Source organism: Streptococcus sp. D2, assembly GCF_006385825.1.
Classification (GTDB): Bacteria; Bacillota; Bacilli; order Lactobacillales; family Streptococcaceae; genus Streptococcus; species Streptococcus shenyangsis.
This window is the reverse complement of record NZ_VFSI01000002.1, coordinates 149,366-167,334: the sequence shown is the minus strand read 5'-3', so window position 1 is coordinate 167,334 and position 17,969 is coordinate 149,366. Positions and strand designations below refer to the sequence as shown.

The following is a 17,969-nucleotide window of genomic DNA, read 5'->3' as shown; positions in this document are numbered from 1 at the left end:
GAGATGTCAAGAAAAAGTTTCCTAGAGAACTATTTTCTTGATTCAAAAAATCCCAAGTGATTTTTTCACTTAGGATCATATTCTCTAGGTTAAATTAGAAGCCGTCTACGTTTGTGTAGATTTTTTGTACGTCTTCGTCGTCTTCAAGGACACTGTAAAGTTTTTCAAAGGTTTCAAGGTCATCGCCTGACAATTCCACTTCTGACTGAGGAATCATTTCCAATTCAGTAACTTGGAATTCTTCGACACCTGACTCACGGAGGGCAACGATAGCCTTATGAAGGTCAGTTGGCGCTGTGTAAACCGTGATTGTGCCTTCTTCTGCTTCTACATCGTCCACATCCACATCTGCTTCGAGCAATTGCTCAAAGACTGCATCTGCATCTTCGCCAGCAAATACGATAACACCCTTGTTGTCGAAGAGGTAAGAAACCGAACCTGAAGCGCCCATGTTTCCGCCATTTTTACCAAAAGCTGCACGGACATTGGCCGCTGTACGGTTAACGTTTGAAGTCAAAGTATCAACAATCAGCATAGAACCATTTGGTCCAAAACCTTCGTAACGTCCTTCTGTAAAGGTTTCGTCTGTGTTTCCTTTTGCTTTATCAATTGCTTTATCGATAACGTGTTTTGGCACTTGGGCTTGTTTAGCACGGTCGATAACGAATTTCAAAGCTGAGTTTGATTCTGGATCTGGATCACCTTTTTTAGCTGCTACATAGATTTCTACACCAAATTTTGCATATACTTTAGAGTTAGCTCCATCTTTAGCCGTTTTCTTGGCTACGATATTGGCCCATTTACGTCCCATTAGGAATCTCCTTTTTTCACATTTTAATCCTTCTTATTATAACACAAGTTTTTTCGATTTTCACTAGAGGAAATAGATTTTATTCAGTAAATCCAACTAGGATTGCACTTTGGTTACCAAGATTGCCTTGCCTTCTTTTATCAAGGGGTGACGAAACAGTGAGAAGTACAGCTGAATGGTCATGGCAACCCAGATTAGGGGTTCGCAAAGGATAACTCCCTTATAGCCCGCCCAAGGAATAATCAAGACCACAAAAGCGATTTTTCCGATTAGTTCAATAAAGCTAGAAACCAGAGGAAGGACTTTTTGCCCCAAGCCCTGCAAGCAGTTGCGATAAATCAACAAGAGACTCAAAATAGGATAAAAAGCTGAGCTGATTTGCAGGTAGAGACTTCCATTTTCTATCAAGTAACCATCCGTCGAACTAGCCAAGAAGGAAACCAAGGCTGGACTGGCAAAAAAGAGGAAGATACAAACAAAAACTGCCCAGGACATACTTAGACGACTGCCGATTCGAAGACCTTGAACAATGCGGTCTGGTCGCTTAGCCCCAAGATTCTGAGAAGCAAAGGTCGTCATAGAAGCAGAGATAGCGGTCATAGGAAGAAGGGCGAAGGCCATAATGCGTCGCGCAGCTGTTTGAGCACTAATAATCACTGCACCAAAGGTATTAACAGAAGACTGTAAAATCACACTGCCGATAGATACAATCGAACTCATCAAGCCCATAGCCAAACCTTGCTCCAAGAGATCCGCGTACAAGGCCTTGTCCCATTTAAAATGTTTCAGCTGAGGTAGAAGTTCTGGAACACTCTTGCGAATATAGTAAAAACAGAGAACCGCTGATAAGCCTTGCGAAATAATGGTAGCAAGTCCCGCGGATTGAACTCCCAGATGCAATTGCGTAATAAAATACAAATCCAAAACCACATTGACCAAGGCAGAAAAAATCAAAAATCCAAGGGCAGCTAGACTGTCCCCAATAGACCGCAACAAGCCTGCAAAAAGATTATAAGCAAAGCTGACACCAACACAAGTCACAATCATAGAAATATATTGATAAGATTGAGGAAGGATTTCTGTAGGGGTATCCAAGTACTGTAAAAGAGGATACAAACCAAGAAAGCCCAGCAGCATAACTACAATACTCAAAAGAGCACCTAAAATCCAGGTGGCTGCTACTGCTTCCTTTATTTTAGTGAAATTTCGAGCCCCATAATAACGGGCAATGACAATCCCCATCCCATTGCCAACACCAAGAGTAAAACCTACAATCAGGTCAAAGATTGCTGTTGTCGCCCCTACTGCAGCCAAGGAATCTTGACCAAGAAAACGCCCAACAATCAAGACATCAGCAGTATTATAGAGCTGTTGAAAAATATTTGACAGTAAGATTGGGAAGGCAAAACTCACAAGCGAGGGAAGAATAGGACCATGTATCAGGTCCACTGTTCGTTTTTTATTCATAAGGCTATTATATCAGCTTTCTAGAGGAGCGACAAGAAACAGCAAACTATAGGCAATCTGAAATATTGAACAAAGAATCGAAAAAGCAGTGGATTCCTCCACTACTTTGACAGCTTATACTCAATGAAAATCAAAAAGCAAACTAGGAAGCTAGCCACAGACAGTACTTGAGTACGGCAAGGCGAAGCTGACGTGGTTTGGATTTGATTTTCGAAGAGTATTATTCTTCAATTTCGATTTCAAGCTCATCTCCTAGGTCAAGGGTTACTTCTTCATTCACTGAATCTGCTTGAACTACTTCATCTTTTTTGCTTTCAGTAGCTTCTTCTCCATCAATCAAACCAAATTGAACACGGACTTGATGGTCGATTTCATCAAAGACTTCTGGGTGATCTGCCAAGTATTTCTTAGCATTTTCAGAACCTTGCCCGATTTTCTCATCCTTGTAAGAGTACCAAGCTCCTGCTTTTTTGATGATATCCAAATCGCTTGCGATTTTCAAGAGCTCACCAGTCTTAGAAATCCCTTCTCCGTACATGATTTCAACGAAGGCTTCCTTAAATGGTGGAGCCACCTTGTTTTTCACGACCTTAATCTTGGTTTCTTTACCGACATTGGTATCTTTTTGGTCACCAGTTCCCTTGATTTGTGTGCTTCCACGAACATCCAGACGCACTGATGCGTAGAATTTCAGAGCACGTCCACCAGGAGTTGTTTCTGGATTTCCAAACATGACCCCAACTTTTTCACGCAATTGGTTGATAAAGATGGCAATTGTTTTAGTTTTATTAATAGAAGCACCAAGTTTACGCATGGCCTGGCTCATCATACGAGCCTGCAAACCAACGTGGCTATCACCGATATCTCCATCAATTTCCGCACGAGGTACAAGGGCAGCAACTGAGTCGACTACGACAAGATCTACAGCACCTGAGTCAATCAATTTTCCTGCAATCTCAAGACCTTGCTCTCCTGAGTCTGGTTGTGACAAGAGCAATTCGTCAATATTGACACCAAGGGCCGCAGCATAAGCTGGATCGAGGGCATGTTCCGCATCGATAAAGGCTGCAATACCACCTTCTTTTTGCGCTTGTGCAACTGCATGAAGGGCAACTGTTGTCTTACCAGATGACTCTGGCCCATAGATTTCAATGATACGTCCCTTAGGATAACCACCTGAACCAAGGGCAATGTCAAGAGCCAAAGAACCTGAGCTCATCACTTGCACCTTTTGCTCCGCACGTTCACCCAAACGCATGATTGAACCTTTACCAAAGTCTTTCTCAATCAATTTGAGAGCGTCATTCAAGGCCTTTTCACGTTCTGCCCCAAATTTTTTTGAAATTTCTTCTAATTTTTTTGGTTTTTTCGCCATTCTATTCTCCTACATTCTAATGGTCCTCAGACCTATCTACTATTATATCAAAAGTTAGTGACTTAATAAAGCCTTGCGAACTAGGTTAAAGGCATGCATAACCGCAATGTGACGTACATCTGCTCGACTTCTGCCTCCAATATTCACCTTGATGACCTTAGTTCCATGCTCCTGTGCCAAGCCTACGAAGACTGTTCCAGCTGGGTTTCCTTCGAGGCTATCTGGTCCTGCCACTCCAGTCAAACTAATGCCAAAATCTGACTGGGTCTTGATTCGCGCCTGCTCAGCCATCTTCTGAGCTGTAAATTCAGACACTACACCATGTTCTTCCAAATCCTTGACAGGAATATCCAACATTTTTGATTTTTCCTCCAGGCTATAGGTTACAAAACCACCCTTAAATATACTTGAAGCACCCGAAAAATCAGCTACGCTGGCTTGGAAAAGCCCTGCCGTCAAACTCTCTGCAGCCGTGATGGTTTTCCCTTGCCTTTTCAGTTCTTCTACCACAATGCTGGCTAAACTAGTTTCTTCCCCATAACCATAGCAAAGTTCTCGTAAACAAATTCCTTCAAAGGTCTGATAATCCAAGATTTGGTTTTCTAAGATATCCAGCGCTTGATTCGCCTCTTCTTGACTGCTAACCTTTGTTGACAAGCGCAGTGTTACCTCTCCTGTCTTGGCATAGGGTGCCAAGGTCGGATCGGTTTGATTATCAATTAAATCAGCCAAAATGGTCACCAACTGACTTTCGCCAATTCCAAAAAAACGAAGAACTCGGGAATACAACTTACTCCCTGTCATCAACTTAGGTAGAAGTTGGTTTAAGACCATGGGTTTCAATTCACTTGGTGGACCTGGAAGGACGACGTAAGTCACTCCTTCGGCCTCTAACATCCCCCCCACAGCCAGTCCTGTTTCGTTGGGCATCGGAGTCGCTCCTTCTACAAGTTGAGCTTGTCTTTCGTTATTCGATGTTCGGGCATAGTCTGGTCTCTGAGCAAAAAAGACATCCAACTTCTCCTGCGCCTGAGGGTCAAAGACTAATTCTTTCCCTAAAAATTTAGCCAGAGTTTGTTTGGTCAAATCGTCCTCAGTTGGCCCTAAACCACCTGTCAAAATCACCAGACTGCTACGTTGACTGGCAATCTCAAGCAGGGATAAGAGACGGGCTTCATTGTCTCCTACAGCCGTCTGAAAATATACATCTACCCCAATCTCTGCTAATTTCTCCGATAAAAACTGGGCATTAGTGTTGACAATCTGTCCTGTCAAAATCTCTGTTCCAACAGCAATGATTTCTGCTTTCATGTTTCCTCCTACCTATCTATTCGTATTTTTTGAAAAAATCGCAGGAAATTTCCCACGATTGATTTTTTTATTTTATTTATAGTAAGAAAGTTAATTGTCTTCGTCACCAACGGGTGTTCGTCCAAATAAATCTTCAAATAAGACAACATTTGTTTCAAGCTGAGTGACTTCTTCTTGTCCCAAAGAACGTCTCAAAAGATTCTGCATTTCCAACATGTGGTTTCTCGTAACAATTTGATAAGAAACGCCTTGTAGCATCTCCCCTTCACCCTTCAACTGTTGTGTTTCAATGATTTTAAATGAATCTTTGTAGCCCAACAAGCTTGGAATACTTTTTGCAGATAAATCGATATTAGTCTGCATATTAGTACTTAGGGCTTTTAAGATAGACTGATAGTGACTGATACTATTTAAACTAAGAACTTTTTCAACAACTTTTTGAATGACTTCACGCTGACGCTTCTGACGTCCGTAGTCTCCTTCTGGGTCTTGATAACGCATGCGTGAATAAACAAGCGCTTCTTCTCCATTTATTGTCTGCTCTCCAACACCGATAGAAATGGTGTTAAATTCTTCTTGGTCACTGATAGAGATTGGGAAACCTAGTGTATTATTGACCGTAATACCTCCCACTGCATCGACTAATTGTTGCAATCCTTGCATATTAACCATAATGTAGCGATCGATATGGATATTCATCATCTTTTGAATTGTTTCTATCGCAAGTTCTGCACCACCACCAGCATAGGCAGCGTTTAGCTTCGCTTCTTCAATACTACCATCTTTATGTTGAATTTTAGTCAGGATATCACGTTCCAAACTCATCATCGTCGTTTTCTTTGTGTGAGGATTGACGGTCAGCAAAATCATACTGTCACTATTTCCAGCCCATTGATCTGTACGCTCTACGTTCCCAGTATCAACCCCCATTAACAGAATGGTCAAAGGTTCAGTTGCTTCGATAACCTTAGTTTCTTCTCCGATTTTTTTATAGGTTTTTGTCAAAGTCTCTGTACCTTGCTGATAAATAGTATAAGCAAAAACACCGACACCCAAAACTGTCACAGCTAGAAAAGCTAGCACCATTCCAATAATTTTTTTAACCATATTTCTACTAATCTATCAGTTTACCCATCAAGTAAACATCGATAAATTTCCCTTCTTCTATATATGCTCCACGCTCTTGGCGACCTTCAATTACAAAGCCATGCTTTTGATAAAGATGAACTGCTGCTTGATTACGAGTTTGGACAGTCAGTTGGAGACGACACAGAATGCCACTTGCTTGTGCCCACTCTATCGCTTCTTCTAGCAACAAACTTCCCAAACCATTATTCCAATATTTCTTACCAATCACAATAAAAAGGTCTCCAATATGACGAACTCTCTTACGTTGATCAGCTGTGATATTTACAAGGCCAGCAATTTTATCATTCAGTAAGGCAAGTAAAGTGATTTGATTTTCTGAGTGAGCCTGTTTATCCAAAAACAACTCCATCTCAGTGTCTGTCAATAGAATACCTTCCCCGTCCAGACTGGTAAAATCTGTCTCCAAACTTACACGATTTAAAAAGGCCACTAATTCAGCCGCATCATTAGGCTCTGCTTCCCTAATGAGCAATTCATACTCCATGTTGAAGCTCCTCTAAGAGTTTTTCTGCGCGCAAACCCTTTGCTTGGAAATGTAATCTGCGACCGTCTTCTTCTTTTAGAATTTCCAATTCTAAATAAGTATCTGGTAAGGCATCACCTAAAAGATGGCCCCACTCAATGACAGTCACTCCACCACCAAAGAGAAACTCATCCAAGTCGATAGAATCAGCATCCCCCTCAATACGATAAACATCTAGGTGATAAAGTGGAAGACGACCTTCATACTCTCTTACGATAGTGTAGGTTGGACTCTTAATCATCTGAGTAATCTGTAACCCTTTAGCAAGACCTTTTGTGAAAGTCGTTTTACCTGCGCCCAGTTCTCCAGTCAGAATTAAAACATCATTCTTTTCTAATAGATGACCCAAACGCTCCCCTAAGGCTTGCAGCTCTTCTTCATTTTTTGTGTACATATTCTTATTATACCAAAAACTTTTCTTTTGTGTCTATTTTCCTGCTAAACTTATACTCAATGAAAATCAAAGAGCAAACTAGGAAGCTAGCCGCAGGCTGCTCAAAACACTATTTTGAGGTTGTGGATAGAACTGACAGAGTCAATATCATATACCTACGGCAAGGCGACGCTGACGTAGTTTGAAGAGATTTTCGAAGAGCATTACCATCATAACACCCATAAAAACAAGCTTTCTCTAAAAGAAAATGAGCGTAGCAATGACCAATACAAGATCTCGGAAAATATGACCATAAAAGGAAACTTCCTTCTTAACCGAATTTGGGACAAGATAGGCTGCAAAAAACAAACCCAGTCCAATATAAATCAGAAGAGAGACAATGGTCATTGGATTTCTTAAGAAGAGAAGTGTTGCTAAAATAGTCACCAACACTGTCTTTTTTCTATCTAGCATAACAAGCAAATCGCGCATGTATTTTTTCAAGGGTAAAAAAATCAACAAATCTAGCCCAAATAGAAAGAAAAAGGATGGCAATAAAAAGTCAACTAATTCTTGCTGCAGCGTATTTTTGATGAACAAGTTATCTGACAGGACAAGAACAGCTCCTAACAAATTAATTAAGAGTAACATACTGTAAAAAAGCTTCACTGACTGCTTACTGGCTAGGACACTATGGACTTCTTGCTTACGGGTATAAAGATAATTTACTCCAGCACAGATTCCTGAAACGAAGACCATACTTCCGATGAAAAAAGCTGTACTTTGTTTAAAGAACAAGATACATTCCTTCCATAGGAAACAGCTACTCAAACTGATTTGAATTAAAGCTAACAAAAATAAGATTCTCATTGATTTCATCTTTTCTCTCCCCTCCTACCAATCATTATACTCGGAGAAAAGAGAGAACTGTTTCCAATCTTCTCAAATGTCTCTTTTAGACGCCAAACAAACACGAAAGGCTAAACTTGAAATCAAAAAAACGCACAATATCAAAGACTAAAAATTTGATATTATACGTCATATCTTAAAATAATTGACTATACTTTCTATTCAAATGAGCTTTTAACCAATCTCTTTGGTCAATCAACTCTTAAAACCAAAGAGCAATTTCTCGCTTAGCTGACTCTTCTGAATCTGAACCATGTACAACATTTTGAATAGCTTGGTTTTCACCAGCCGCTTTTGCAAAATCACCTCGAATCGTTCCTGGTAAAGCTTCTTCTGGACGAGTCGCACCCATCATAGTCCGCCAAGTTTCGATTACTTTGGGACCTGAAATGACACCCACAAGAACTGGGCCTGAAGTCATGAATTCACGAATCGGTGGGTAAAAATTTTGACCAACCAAGTCCTGATAGTGCTGGTCAATCAGCTCTTCTGAAATCTTTGTACGCAACTCCAATTTTTCGATTGTCAATCCACGTTGTTCAATGCGTTTCAACACTTCACCCACTAACCCTCTTTTTACACCGTCTGGTTTAATGATAAAAAATGTTTGTTCCATACCCGTCTCCTTTGTCAGCTTCTTTCTTTTATTTTACCACATTTCATGGAAAAATGGAGAAAGTTTTCAGAAAAGAGAAAGAGAACCCTAAGGCTCTCTCATCTCTTTTATTCTACTGTTTCTTCCACAGTTTCAACGGCAGTATCCACAACTACTTCTGTTGTTTCTTCGTTTCCTTCTTCCTCTACTGGAGGGTTAAGGTATTCTTCTTCGTTGATAGCATGTGGTTCAAGGTTACGATAACGGGCCATACCAGTACCTGCTGGGATGATCTTACCGATGATAACATTTTCTTTAAGTCCAAGGAGATGGTCTTTCTTACCGCGGATAGCTGCGTCAGTAAGGACACGAGTTGTTTCCTGGAAGGAAGCCGCTGACAAGAAACTGTTGGTTTCAAGTGAGGCTTTGGTAATTCCCATAAGAACTGGGCGACCTGTCGCTGGAACTCCACCTGCGATAAGGACATCTTTGTTGGCATCTGTAAAGTCATTGATATCCATGAGGGTACCCATGAGAAGATCTGTGTCACCTGGATCCATGACACGGACTTTACGGATCATTTGACGAACCATTACCTCGATGTGTTTGTCACCGATTTCTACCCCTTGGCTACGGTAAACTTTTTGTACTTCACCAAGAAGATAAGTTTCAACTGACAAGACATCGCGAACTGCAAGGAGACGTTTCGGTTGGATAGAACCTTCTGTCAGAGCAGCACCACGCGCTACTTGGTCCCCAACTTCGACACGCATACGAGCTGTAAATGGAACGACGTATTCACCTTCGCCAGTTTCACCCTTAACAAAGACTTTCTTAGTACGAGTTGAAGCGTCTTCTTCGATAGCGGTAACTTGTCCTTTAACCTCTGTGATAACCGCTTCCCCTTTAGGATTGCGGGCTTCAAAGATTTCTTGGACACGAGGAAGACCCTGAGTGATATCGGTATTTGAGGCAACCCCACCCGTGTGGAAGGTACGCATTGTAAGCTGTGTACCAGGTTCCCCGATAGATTGGGCAGCGATTGTACCAACTGCTTCACCAACTTCAACCGCATCACCAGTCGCCAAGTTGATACCATAACAGTGACGGCAGACTCCGTGACGAGTGTTACATGTAAATACAGAGCGGATAGTCACTTCTTCCACACCAGCATTAACAATTTCACGCGCCTTGTCTTCTGTAATCAACTCATTTGGACCGATAATAACTGCACCAGTTTCTGGATGTTTAACAGTTTTCTTAGTGTAACGACCATTGAGACGCTCTTCGAGAGACTCAATCATCTCTTTTCCTTCTGCGATAGAACGGATCAAGAGACCACGGTCTGTTCCACAGTCATCCTCACGGATGATAACGTCTTGGGCAACGTCAACCAAACGACGAGTCAAGTAACCTGAGTCGGCTGTCTTAAGGGCCGTATCAGTCATACCTTTACGGGCACCGTGAGTTGAGAAGAACATTTCCAATACCGACAAACCTTCGCGGAAGTTTGAAAGGATTGGCAATTCCATGATACGTCCGTTCGGAGCCGCCATCAGACCACGCATACCGGCAAGCTGTGAGAAGTTTGAGATGTTACCACGGGCTCCAGAGTCCATCATCATAACGATTGGGTTCTTCGGATCTTGGTTGGCAATCAAGCGTTTCTCTAATTTTTCACGGGCAGCACGCCATTCAGCTGTAACGGCATTGTAACGCTCGTCGTCTGTGATCATACCACGACGGAATTGTTTAGTATTAGTAATTTGTTCTACACGTTTATGTGATTCTTCAATGATTTCAGCCTTGTCATCAACGACTGGGATATCGGCAATACCCACTGTCAATCCTGCAAGAGTTGAGTGGTGGTAACCGAGGTTCTTCATACGGTCAAGTAGGGCAGAAGTTTCTGTCGTACGGAAACGTTTGAAGATTTCAGCGATGATATTTCCAAGGTTTTTCTTCTTGAATGGAGGGTTGAGTTCAAGATTGCTGATTGCTTCCTTGATATCTCCACCAAGTGGCAAGAAGTATTTAGCTGGAACGCCTTCTGTCAAGTTGGCATTGTTTGGTTCTTGCAAGTATGGTAGACCCTCTGGCATGATATCGTTGAAGAGGATTTTACCAACTGTTGTAAGCAAGACCTTATGTTTTTGCTCTTCTGTCCAAGGCTTGTTGAGGCTGTCTGTTGCGATACCAACACGTGAGTGAAGGTGAACATAACCATTACGGTAAGCCATAACCGCTTCGTCACGGTCTTTGAAGACCATTCCTTCACCTTCACGACCAGCTTCTTCCATAGTCAAGTAGTAGTTACCCAAAACCATGTCCTGAGATGGAGTAACAACTGGTTTACCATCTTTCGGGTTCAAAATGTGCTCAGCAGCGAGCATCAAGATACGAGCTTCTGCTTGGGCTTCTTCTGAAAGCGGTACGTGGATGGCCATTTGGTCCCCGTCAAAGTCGGCATTATAGGCTTCACAGACAAGCGGGTGCAAGCGAAGGGCCTTACCATCAATCAAGACTGGCTCGAAGGCTTGGATACCCAAACGGTGAAGGGTCGGTGCGCGGTTCAAAAGTACTGGATGTTCTTTAATCACTTCTTCAAGGATATCCCAGATACGCTCATCTCCACGTTCCACCAAGCGTTTAGCTGCTTTGACGTTTTGTACGATATCACGGGCAACGATTTCACGCATAACGAATGGTTTAAAGAGCTCAATCGCCATTTCACGTGGCACACCACATTGGTACATCTTAAGCGTTGGACCAACGGCGATAACGGAACGTCCTGAGAAGTCAACACGTTTACCGAGCAAGTTTTGACGGAAGCGTCCTTGTTTACCTTTAAGCATGTGGCTCAAAGATTTCAGTGGACGGCTACCTGGTCCTGTGATCGGACGACCACGACGACCATTGTCAATCAAAGCGTCAACCGCTTCTTGAAGCATACGCTTCTCATTTTGAACGATGATACCTGGTGCATTCAACTCAAGCAAACGAGCCAAACGGTTGTTACGGTTGATAACACGGCGGTAAAGGTCATTCAAGTCAGATGAGGCAAAACGGCCACCATCCAACTGCAACATTGGACGAAGATCTGGTGGAATAACCGGAAGGATGTTGAGAATCATCCATTCAGGTTTGTTTCCAGACTTGTAAAAGGCATCCAAAACATCCAAACGACGGATTGCTTTGACACGTTTTTGTCCAGTCGCTGTTTTCAACTCTTCTTTGAGTTCAGCAATTTCTTTTTCAAGATCTACTTGTTTTAAAAGGTCTTGGATAGCTTCGGCACCCATCTTGGCAACGAATGATCCATAACCATATTCACGCAAGCGCTCACGGTATTCGCGCTCTGTCATGATAGACTTGTGCTCAAGTGGTGTATCCTTAGGATCAATCACCACATAAGCCGCAAAGTAGATCACTTCCTCAAGGGCACGAGGGCTCATATCAAGGGTCAAGCCCATACGGCTTGGAATCCCCTTGAAGTACCAGATGTGAGATACAGGAGCTTTCAACTCGATATGCCCCATACGCTCACGACGAACTTTCGTACGCGTTACTTCAACCCCACAGCGGTCACAAACAATCCCTCTGTAACGAATGCGTTTGTACTTACCACAAGCACATTCCCAGTCTTTTGTAGGACCAAAGATAACTTCATCAAAGAGACCTTCACGTTCTGGTTTCAAGGTACGGTAATTGATTGTTTCAGGTTTTTTGACTTCTCCATAAGACCATGAACGGACTTTACTTGGAGAAGCTAGGGTGATTTGCATACTTTTAAAACGATTTACATCAACCACTATTTCTTCCCTTTCTATTCTAAGTGAACTGCTTATTCTTATTCAGCAGCTTCTTCTGTTGCTTCCGCTTTTGTTGCTTTCTCAGCTTCTTCAGCTTCAAAGGCTGCTTTAGCCTCTTGTGCTGCTTTTTCGCGGGCTTTTTCAAGGTCATCTACGTGGATGACATCTTCGTCCATTCCTTCATCCAAGTCGCGAAGTTCCACTTCTTGGTCATCTTCGTCTAGGACACGCATGTCAAGACCAAGAGATTGCAATTCTTTGACAAGAACTCGGAAGGATTCTGGAACACCTGGTTTTGGAATTGGTTTTCCTTTTGTAATGGCTTCATAAGCTTTCAAACGTCCGTTGATATCGTCAGACTTGTAAGTCAAGATTTCTTGAAGGACATTTGAGGCACCGTAGGCTTCAAGAGCCCAAACCTCCATCTCACCGAAACGTTGTCCACCAAACTGAGCTTTACCTCCGAGTGGTTGTTGGGTAACGGTTGAGTATGGTCCGACTGAACGCGCGTGCAATTTATCGTCAACCATGTGGTGGAGTTTGATCATGTACATGACACCGACAGAAACACGGTTATCAAACGGTTCCCCAGTACGTCCATCGTAAAGGATTGTTTTGGCATCGCTATCCATACCAGCTTCTTTAACAGTTGACCAAAGGTCTTCAGAACTTGCTCCGTCAAAGACTGGTGTTGCGATGTGAATACCAAGAGTACGAGCAGCCATACCAAGGTGAAGCTCCATAACCTGACCGATATTCATACGTGATGGCACCCCAAGTGGGTTCAACATGATATCGACTGGAGTTCCATCTGGGAGGTAAGGCATGTCTTCTACAGGAACGATACGAGAGACAACCCCTTTGTTTCCGTGACGTCCGGCCATCTTATCTCCGACCTTAATCTTACGTTTTTGAGCGATGTAAACGCGAACCAACATGTTAACACCTGATTGCAACTCATCTCCATTTGCACGTGTAAAGATCTTAACATCACGAACGACACCATCGGCACCGTGTGGTACACGAAGAGAAGTGTCACGTACTTCACGAGATTTATCTCCGAAGATAGCGTGCAAGAGTCGTTCTTCAGCTGAAAGGTCTTTCTCACCCTTAGGCGTTACTTTACCTACAAGGATATCGCCTTCTTTAACTTCAGCACCGATACGGATAATACCCATTTCGTCAAGGTCTTTAAGGGCATCTTCACCAACGTTTGGAATTTCACGAGTGATTTCTTCAGGCCCAAGCTTTGTATCGCGTGTTTCTGATTCGTATTCTTCAAGGTGGACAGATGTGTAGACATCGTCTTTCACCAAGCGTTCGCTCATGATAACGGCATCCTCGAAGTTGTAACCTTCCCAAGTCATGTAGGCAACGATTGGGTTTTGTCCAAGCGCCATTTCTCCATTTTCCATAGAAGGTCCGTCAGCAATGAAATCGCCTTTTTCAACGACATCGCCAACTTTAACAAGCGTGCGTTGGTTGTAAGCAGTACCTGAGTTTGAACGACGGAATTTTTGGATGTGGTAAACGTCCAATGAACCATCTTCACGACGAACTTCTACCTTGTCAGCATCTGCATAGGTAACCTTACCGTCATACTGAGCAATCACAGCAGCTCCAGAGTCGTGGGCCGCTTGGTATTCCATACCAGTACCAACGTAAGGTGCTTGAGGATTGATCAATGGCACAGCCTGACGTTGCATATTGGCTCCCATGAGGGCACGGTTGGAGTCATCGTTTTCCAAGAAAGGAATACATGCTGTCGCAACGGCAACTACCTGTTTTGGGGATACGTCCATATAGTCAACAACATTAGCTGGATACTCTTGGTTGACCCCTTGGTGACGTCCCATGACAACTTTTTCAGCAAATGTTCCATCTTCATTCAGACGAGAATTAGCCTGAGCTACAGTATATTCATCTTCTTCATCGGCTGTCAACCAAACAATTTCGTTCGTAACAACACCTGTTTCACGGTCAACTTTACGGTATGGTGTTTGAACAAAACCATACTTATTCAGGTGTCCATAAGATGACAAGTTATTGATCAAACCGATGTTAGGTCCTTCAGGTGTCTCGATTGGACACATACGGCCGTAGTGAGTGTAGTGCACGTCACGGACTTCATATCCAGCACGGTCACGAGTCAAACCACCAGGTCCTAAGGCTGACAAACGGCGTTTGTGAGACAACTCAGAAAGTGGATTGTGTTGGTCCATGAACTGTGACAACTGTGATGAACCAAAGAATTCTTTCACCGCAGCTGTTACAGGACGGATATTGATAATTTGTTGTGGTGTCAAGACTTCGTTGTCCTGAACAGACATACGTTCACGGACATTACGTTCCATACGAGAAAGTCCAAGGCGTACTTGGTTGGCAAGCAATTCACCAACCGCACGGATACGACGGTTTCCAAGATGGTCGATATCATCTACACGGCCAAGTCCTTCAGCCAAGTTGAGGAAGTAGCTCATCTCAGCAAGGATATCTGCAGGAGTGACGATACGAACCTTGTCATCTGGATTAGCATTACCGATGATAGTTACGACGCGGTCTGGATCAGTTGGTGCAACAACCTTGAATTTTTGAAGAACAACTGGCTCAGTCACAACGGCTGCATCATTTGGAATGTAAACAATCTTGTTCAAGTCGCCATCCAAATGACTTTCAATGCTTTCAATCACACTACGAGTCATGATTGTACCAGCTTCTACCAAGATTTCTCCTGTTTCAGGATCTACCAATGGCTCAGCAATGGTTTGGTTAAGCAAGCGTGTTTTTACATTGAGTTTTTTATTAATTTTGTAACGACCAACTGCTGCTAGGTCGTAACGACGTGGGTCAAAGAAACGAGCCACAAGCAAGCTACGTGAGCTTTCAGCAGTCTTAGGCTCACCTGGACGAAGGCGTTCGTAAATTTCTTTCAAAGCTTCGTCTGTACGAGAGTCCATTGGGTTCTTGTGGATATCTTTTTCAACAGTGTTGCGAACCAATTCGCTGTCACCAAAGATATCAAAGATTTCATCATCTCCTGAAAAACCAAGCGCACGAACCAAGGTTGTAAATGGAATCTTACGAGTACGGTCGATACGAGTGTAGGCGATGTCTTTTGAGTCGCTTTCAAGTTCCAACCAAGCTCCACGGTTAGGGATAACAGTTGAACCGTAACCCACTTTACCGTTTTTATCAACTTTATCGTTAAAGTAAACACCTGGTGAGCGGACCAACTGAGATACAATGATACGTTCACCACCATTAATGATGAAGGTCCCCATTTCTGTCATAATTGGGAAATCACCAAAGAAAACTTCTTGGGTCTTGATTTCGCCTGTTTCTTTATTAATCAAGCGGAAGGTTACAAAAATTGGTGCTGAGTAGCTAGCATCGTGGATACGAGCTTCTTCTAGCGTGTATTTTGGTTCCTTGATTTCATATCCAACAAATTCCAACTCCATTGTGTCTGTGAAGTTTGAAATTGGCAATACATCTTCAAACACTTCCTTCAGACCATGGTCTAGGAAAGCTTTGAATGAGTCAGTTTGAATTTCAATCAAATTTGGTAAGTCAAGAACTTCTTTGATTCTTGAAAAACTACGACGGGTACGATGTTTCCCGTATTGAACGTCATGTCCTGCCAAGATGATTCTCCTTTATAAATAAGTTCCAAGCCTATCAATCAGACTTTTCTAATCGTCATATGGTTGTAAAACCCCTATCACCGTGTCCCTTTGATAATTTTTCAGAATCTTTAAGTCTTTGTTACAAATGCTCGAAATCCTGAAAAAAAGCACAAAAAGAGCAGCTAAATCTGACTTTTTCAGAAGATTTAACTGCTGTGAGCCTTGTCTGGACAATATTTCAGACAAAACCTACGACAAATGATTACTCACATTATACCCTATTTAGCTAGATTTTTCAAGGGGATTGACGATTTTTTGACAAAATCTTTTCCTATACCTATTTTATAAAAAATATAATAAATCTCTGTTTTGCTATTTTATAATAGGTTGTTTTTCTTGACTTTACCAAGCTTTTCTTTTAATATATATGTATAAATATATATGGAGGCCCATTATGAATATTTTGCTTTCTGAAACAGAACAAAATCTGCTAGTGTTACTGGAAGAATTAACCAAACACCATGATTGGATAGAGCTCCCAGTCTTGGCTGAAAAGCTAAATTTTTCAACAGAAGAATTGCAAGAACACATTTTTAAGCTTGAGCAATTATTTCCAAACCTCCTTATTCAATCAACAAAAGAAGGTATTCAGTTGCAGTTTGAAGCCCGAAACTCCTTAGACCCTAGGATTGCTATCTTTGAACAATCTGAAGCCTACTCTTTTTTGAACCGTCTCTTTTTCAAAGAGGGACAATCACTTGACCAAATAAGTCAGGAACTTATGATTGGCTGCGAACAAGTTCAGGAAATCATCCAGCATCTAAATACTAAACTCCCGCAACATTATGGCATCAGCATACAACTTTCCCCTTTAGTCATGAAGGGAATAGAAGAGAACATTCGCGCCTTTTATCTAGACTATTTTAGCCAAAGTTACAGTTTTCTTGATTGGCCCTTTCCGTCTATTTCTGAAGAATCACTCACTCACTTGATTCAGCTATTTCTGAATGCCCAACAAGTTTCACTCACCCTCAGCAGTCTACGGCAAATCAAATATATCCTAGCTATCAATCTAGAGCGGTTTAATATGAATCATTTGATTGAAAATCCTACTCCCCTTTTAACCAGTCACTACAGCTCTCTCATGCAAATTCCGCAGTTTGAACAGGATATCAAAAAGCTGGCTAAAAAACTCCATTTTGAACCTACAAAGAAAACACTGGAACAGCTATTTTCAAACCCAATCAAATCTTTTCAAAGCACAAACAATCCTAACAATGGAGCACTGGGTGATATTCAACATATCCAAAAATCCTACCGTTTATTAAGCCAAATCCTAGAAGAACTGGCCAAAGAATTTCACCTACAGATTGAAAATCGCGAGGAATTGATTTGGCTCCTCCACTACACTGCCCAATCTGATTTCTTCCATTTACTCAGTAACCAGTCTCTCGACAGACAGAAATCCCAAATTTTAAGCAGTTATCAAGTAGAATTTCCAAAACTATTTGAAGTAAGTCAACACAAATTCCAATCTTACCTGACTGAAATGGGGCTAGAAAATCACCCAAGTAAGCTACAAGAACTAGTTTATGCCTTTTCTATCCAAGGGCAACGAATTTTAGTCCAATTACTTCAAAAACTTCCCAAAATACGTGTTTTAGTCATTAGTCATCTGGATAGTCATCACGCACAAAACCTTATCGACACCCTTGCTCACTACGGCAATAATCTCTATCTCTTTGATTCTTGGGAAGAATCTACGATTTCTTTCTCAATTCTCAATCAAATTCCGCACGATATTGTTATCACCACCTTCCCTGTTTCCAATTGTCCGAAACCTATTATTTGTAGTCGAAATCTTTCTACTGCAGAACTATTTCACCACCTCCACCTTTTGGGTTCACAAATTCACAAAGAAAGACTAGCTTAGTCGTAACAGAAAACCTGTTGCGATTTTTCTTTTGTTTTAATTTTAAGAAAACGCTTGCATATTGTTTTACTACATGCTATACTGA

General features: G+C 42.0%; 12 protein-coding genes. 1 reads left to right on the top strand and 11 read right to left on the bottom strand.

Annotated features, from left to right (window positions below; translation table 11 throughout):
• Positions 1–94 precede the first annotated feature (94 nt).
• From FJR73_RS01950 to rpoB, 11 genes are all read right to left on the bottom strand, one after another.
• Positions 95–811, bottom strand: a complete 717-nt coding sequence (locus tag FJR73_RS01950) for a YebC/PmpR family DNA-binding transcriptional regulator (RefSeq protein ID WP_000532879.1) — start codon at positions 809–811, stop codon at positions 95–97.
• Positions 812–907: 96 nt separating this feature from the next.
• Positions 908–2,278: an MATE family efflux transporter gene (locus FJR73_RS01945; protein ID WP_140832998.1), complete on the bottom strand. Its 1,371-nt coding sequence runs from the start codon at positions 2,276–2,278 to the stop codon at positions 908–910.
• A gap of 220 nt (positions 2,279–2,498) precedes the next feature.
• Positions 2,499–3,653 (bottom strand): recombinase RecA, encoded by a 1,155-nt coding sequence (recA, locus tag FJR73_RS01935; protein ID WP_140832996.1) that lies wholly within the window; start codon positions 3,651–3,653, stop codon positions 2,499–2,501.
• A gap of 54 nt (positions 3,654–3,707) precedes the next feature.
• Positions 3,708–4,964 carry a competence/damage-inducible protein A gene (locus FJR73_RS01930; protein ID WP_140832994.1) on the bottom strand — a complete coding sequence of 419 codons (1,257 nt, stop codon included), beginning with the start codon at positions 4,962–4,964 and terminating at the stop codon, positions 3,708–3,710.
• 90 nt (positions 4,965–5,054) lie between these two features.
• Positions 5,055–6,071: an LCP family protein gene (locus tag FJR73_RS01925; RefSeq protein WP_140832992.1), complete on the bottom strand. Its 1,017-nt coding sequence runs from the start codon at positions 6,069–6,071 to the stop codon at positions 5,055–5,057.
• A 7-nt stretch (positions 6,072–6,078) separates the two neighbouring features.
• On the bottom strand, positions 6,079–6,597 hold the full coding sequence (locus FJR73_RS01920; RefSeq protein WP_140832990.1) for a GNAT family N-acetyltransferase: 519 nt from the start codon (positions 6,595–6,597) through the stop codon (positions 6,079–6,081).
• Positions 6,587–7,030, bottom strand: coding sequence for a tRNA (adenosine(37)-N6)-threonylcarbamoyltransferase complex ATPase subunit type 1 TsaE (gene tsaE, locus FJR73_RS01915; protein ID WP_140832987.1), 444 nt, complete (start codon positions 7,028–7,030; stop codon positions 6,587–6,589). The genes FJR73_RS01920 and tsaE overlap by 11 nt, the downstream gene beginning before the upstream one ends.
• Before the next feature lie 237 nt (positions 7,031–7,267).
• A complete protein-coding gene (locus FJR73_RS01905; RefSeq protein WP_140832983.1) occupies positions 7,268–7,888 on the bottom strand; it encodes a hypothetical protein in 621 nt (206 codons plus the stop codon).
• Positions 7,889–8,120: 232 nt separating this feature from the next.
• Positions 8,121–8,534 (bottom strand): nucleoside-diphosphate kinase, encoded by a 414-nt coding sequence (ndk, locus tag FJR73_RS01900; protein ID WP_140832981.1) that lies wholly within the window; start codon positions 8,532–8,534, stop codon positions 8,121–8,123.
• Between the two features lie 107 nt (positions 8,535–8,641).
• Complete coding sequence (gene rpoC / locus FJR73_RS01895; protein ID WP_181146574.1) at positions 8,642–12,325, bottom strand: DNA-directed RNA polymerase subunit beta'; 3,684 nt, start codon at positions 12,323–12,325, stop codon at positions 8,642–8,644.
• A 38-nt stretch (positions 12,326–12,363) separates the two neighbouring features.
• Positions 12,364–15,969: a DNA-directed RNA polymerase subunit beta gene (rpoB, locus tag FJR73_RS01890; protein WP_140832979.1), complete on the bottom strand. Its 3,606-nt coding sequence runs from the start codon at positions 15,967–15,969 to the stop codon at positions 12,364–12,366.
• A 436-nt stretch (positions 15,970–16,405) separates the two neighbouring features.
• On the opposite strand from rpoB, the gene FJR73_RS01885 reads away from it, so the two are divergent.
• Complete coding sequence (locus FJR73_RS01885; protein WP_140832977.1) at positions 16,406–17,884, top strand: M protein trans-acting positive regulator PRD domain-containing protein; 1,479 nt, start codon at positions 16,406–16,408, stop codon at positions 17,882–17,884.
• Positions 17,885–17,969 lie beyond the last annotated feature (85 nt).

What these genes read in the sequence shown, in the direction of transcription:
- FJR73_RS01920 (WP_140832990.1), bottom strand. Translation starts at nt 6,597, where the DNA reads ATGGAGTATGAATTGCTCATTAGGGAAGCAGAGCCTAATGATGCGGCT.
- ndk (WP_140832981.1), bottom strand. Translation starts at nt 8,534, where the DNA reads ATGGAACAAACATTTTTTATCATTAAACCAGACGGTGTAAAAAGAGGG.
- FJR73_RS01905 (WP_140832983.1), bottom strand. Translation starts at nt 7,888, where the DNA reads ATGAAATCAATGAGAATCTTATTTTTGTTAGCTTTAATTCAAATCAGT.
- FJR73_RS01925 (WP_140832992.1), bottom strand. Translation starts at nt 6,071, where the DNA reads ATGGTTAAAAAAATTATTGGAATGGTGCTAGCTTTTCTAGCTGTGACA.
- FJR73_RS01930 (WP_140832994.1), bottom strand. Translation starts at nt 4,964, where the DNA reads ATGAAAGCAGAAATCATTGCTGTTGGAACAGAGATTTTGACAGGACAG.
- FJR73_RS01950 (WP_000532879.1), bottom strand. Translation starts at nt 811, where the DNA reads ATGGGACGTAAATGGGCCAATATCGTAGCCAAGAAAACGGCTAAAGAT.
- FJR73_RS01945 (WP_140832998.1), bottom strand. Translation starts at nt 2,278, where the DNA reads ATGAATAAAAAACGAACAGTGGACCTGATACATGGTCCTATTCTTCCC.
- FJR73_RS01885 (WP_140832977.1), top strand. Translation starts at nt 16,406, where the DNA reads ATGAATATTTTGCTTTCTGAAACAGAACAAAATCTGCTAGTGTTACTG.
- tsaE (WP_140832987.1), bottom strand. Translation starts at nt 7,030, where the DNA reads ATGTACACAAAAAATGAAGAAGAGCTGCAAGCCTTAGGGGAGCGTTTG.
- recA (WP_140832996.1), bottom strand. Translation starts at nt 3,653, where the DNA reads ATGGCGAAAAAACCAAAAAAATTAGAAGAAATTTCAAAAAAATTTGGG.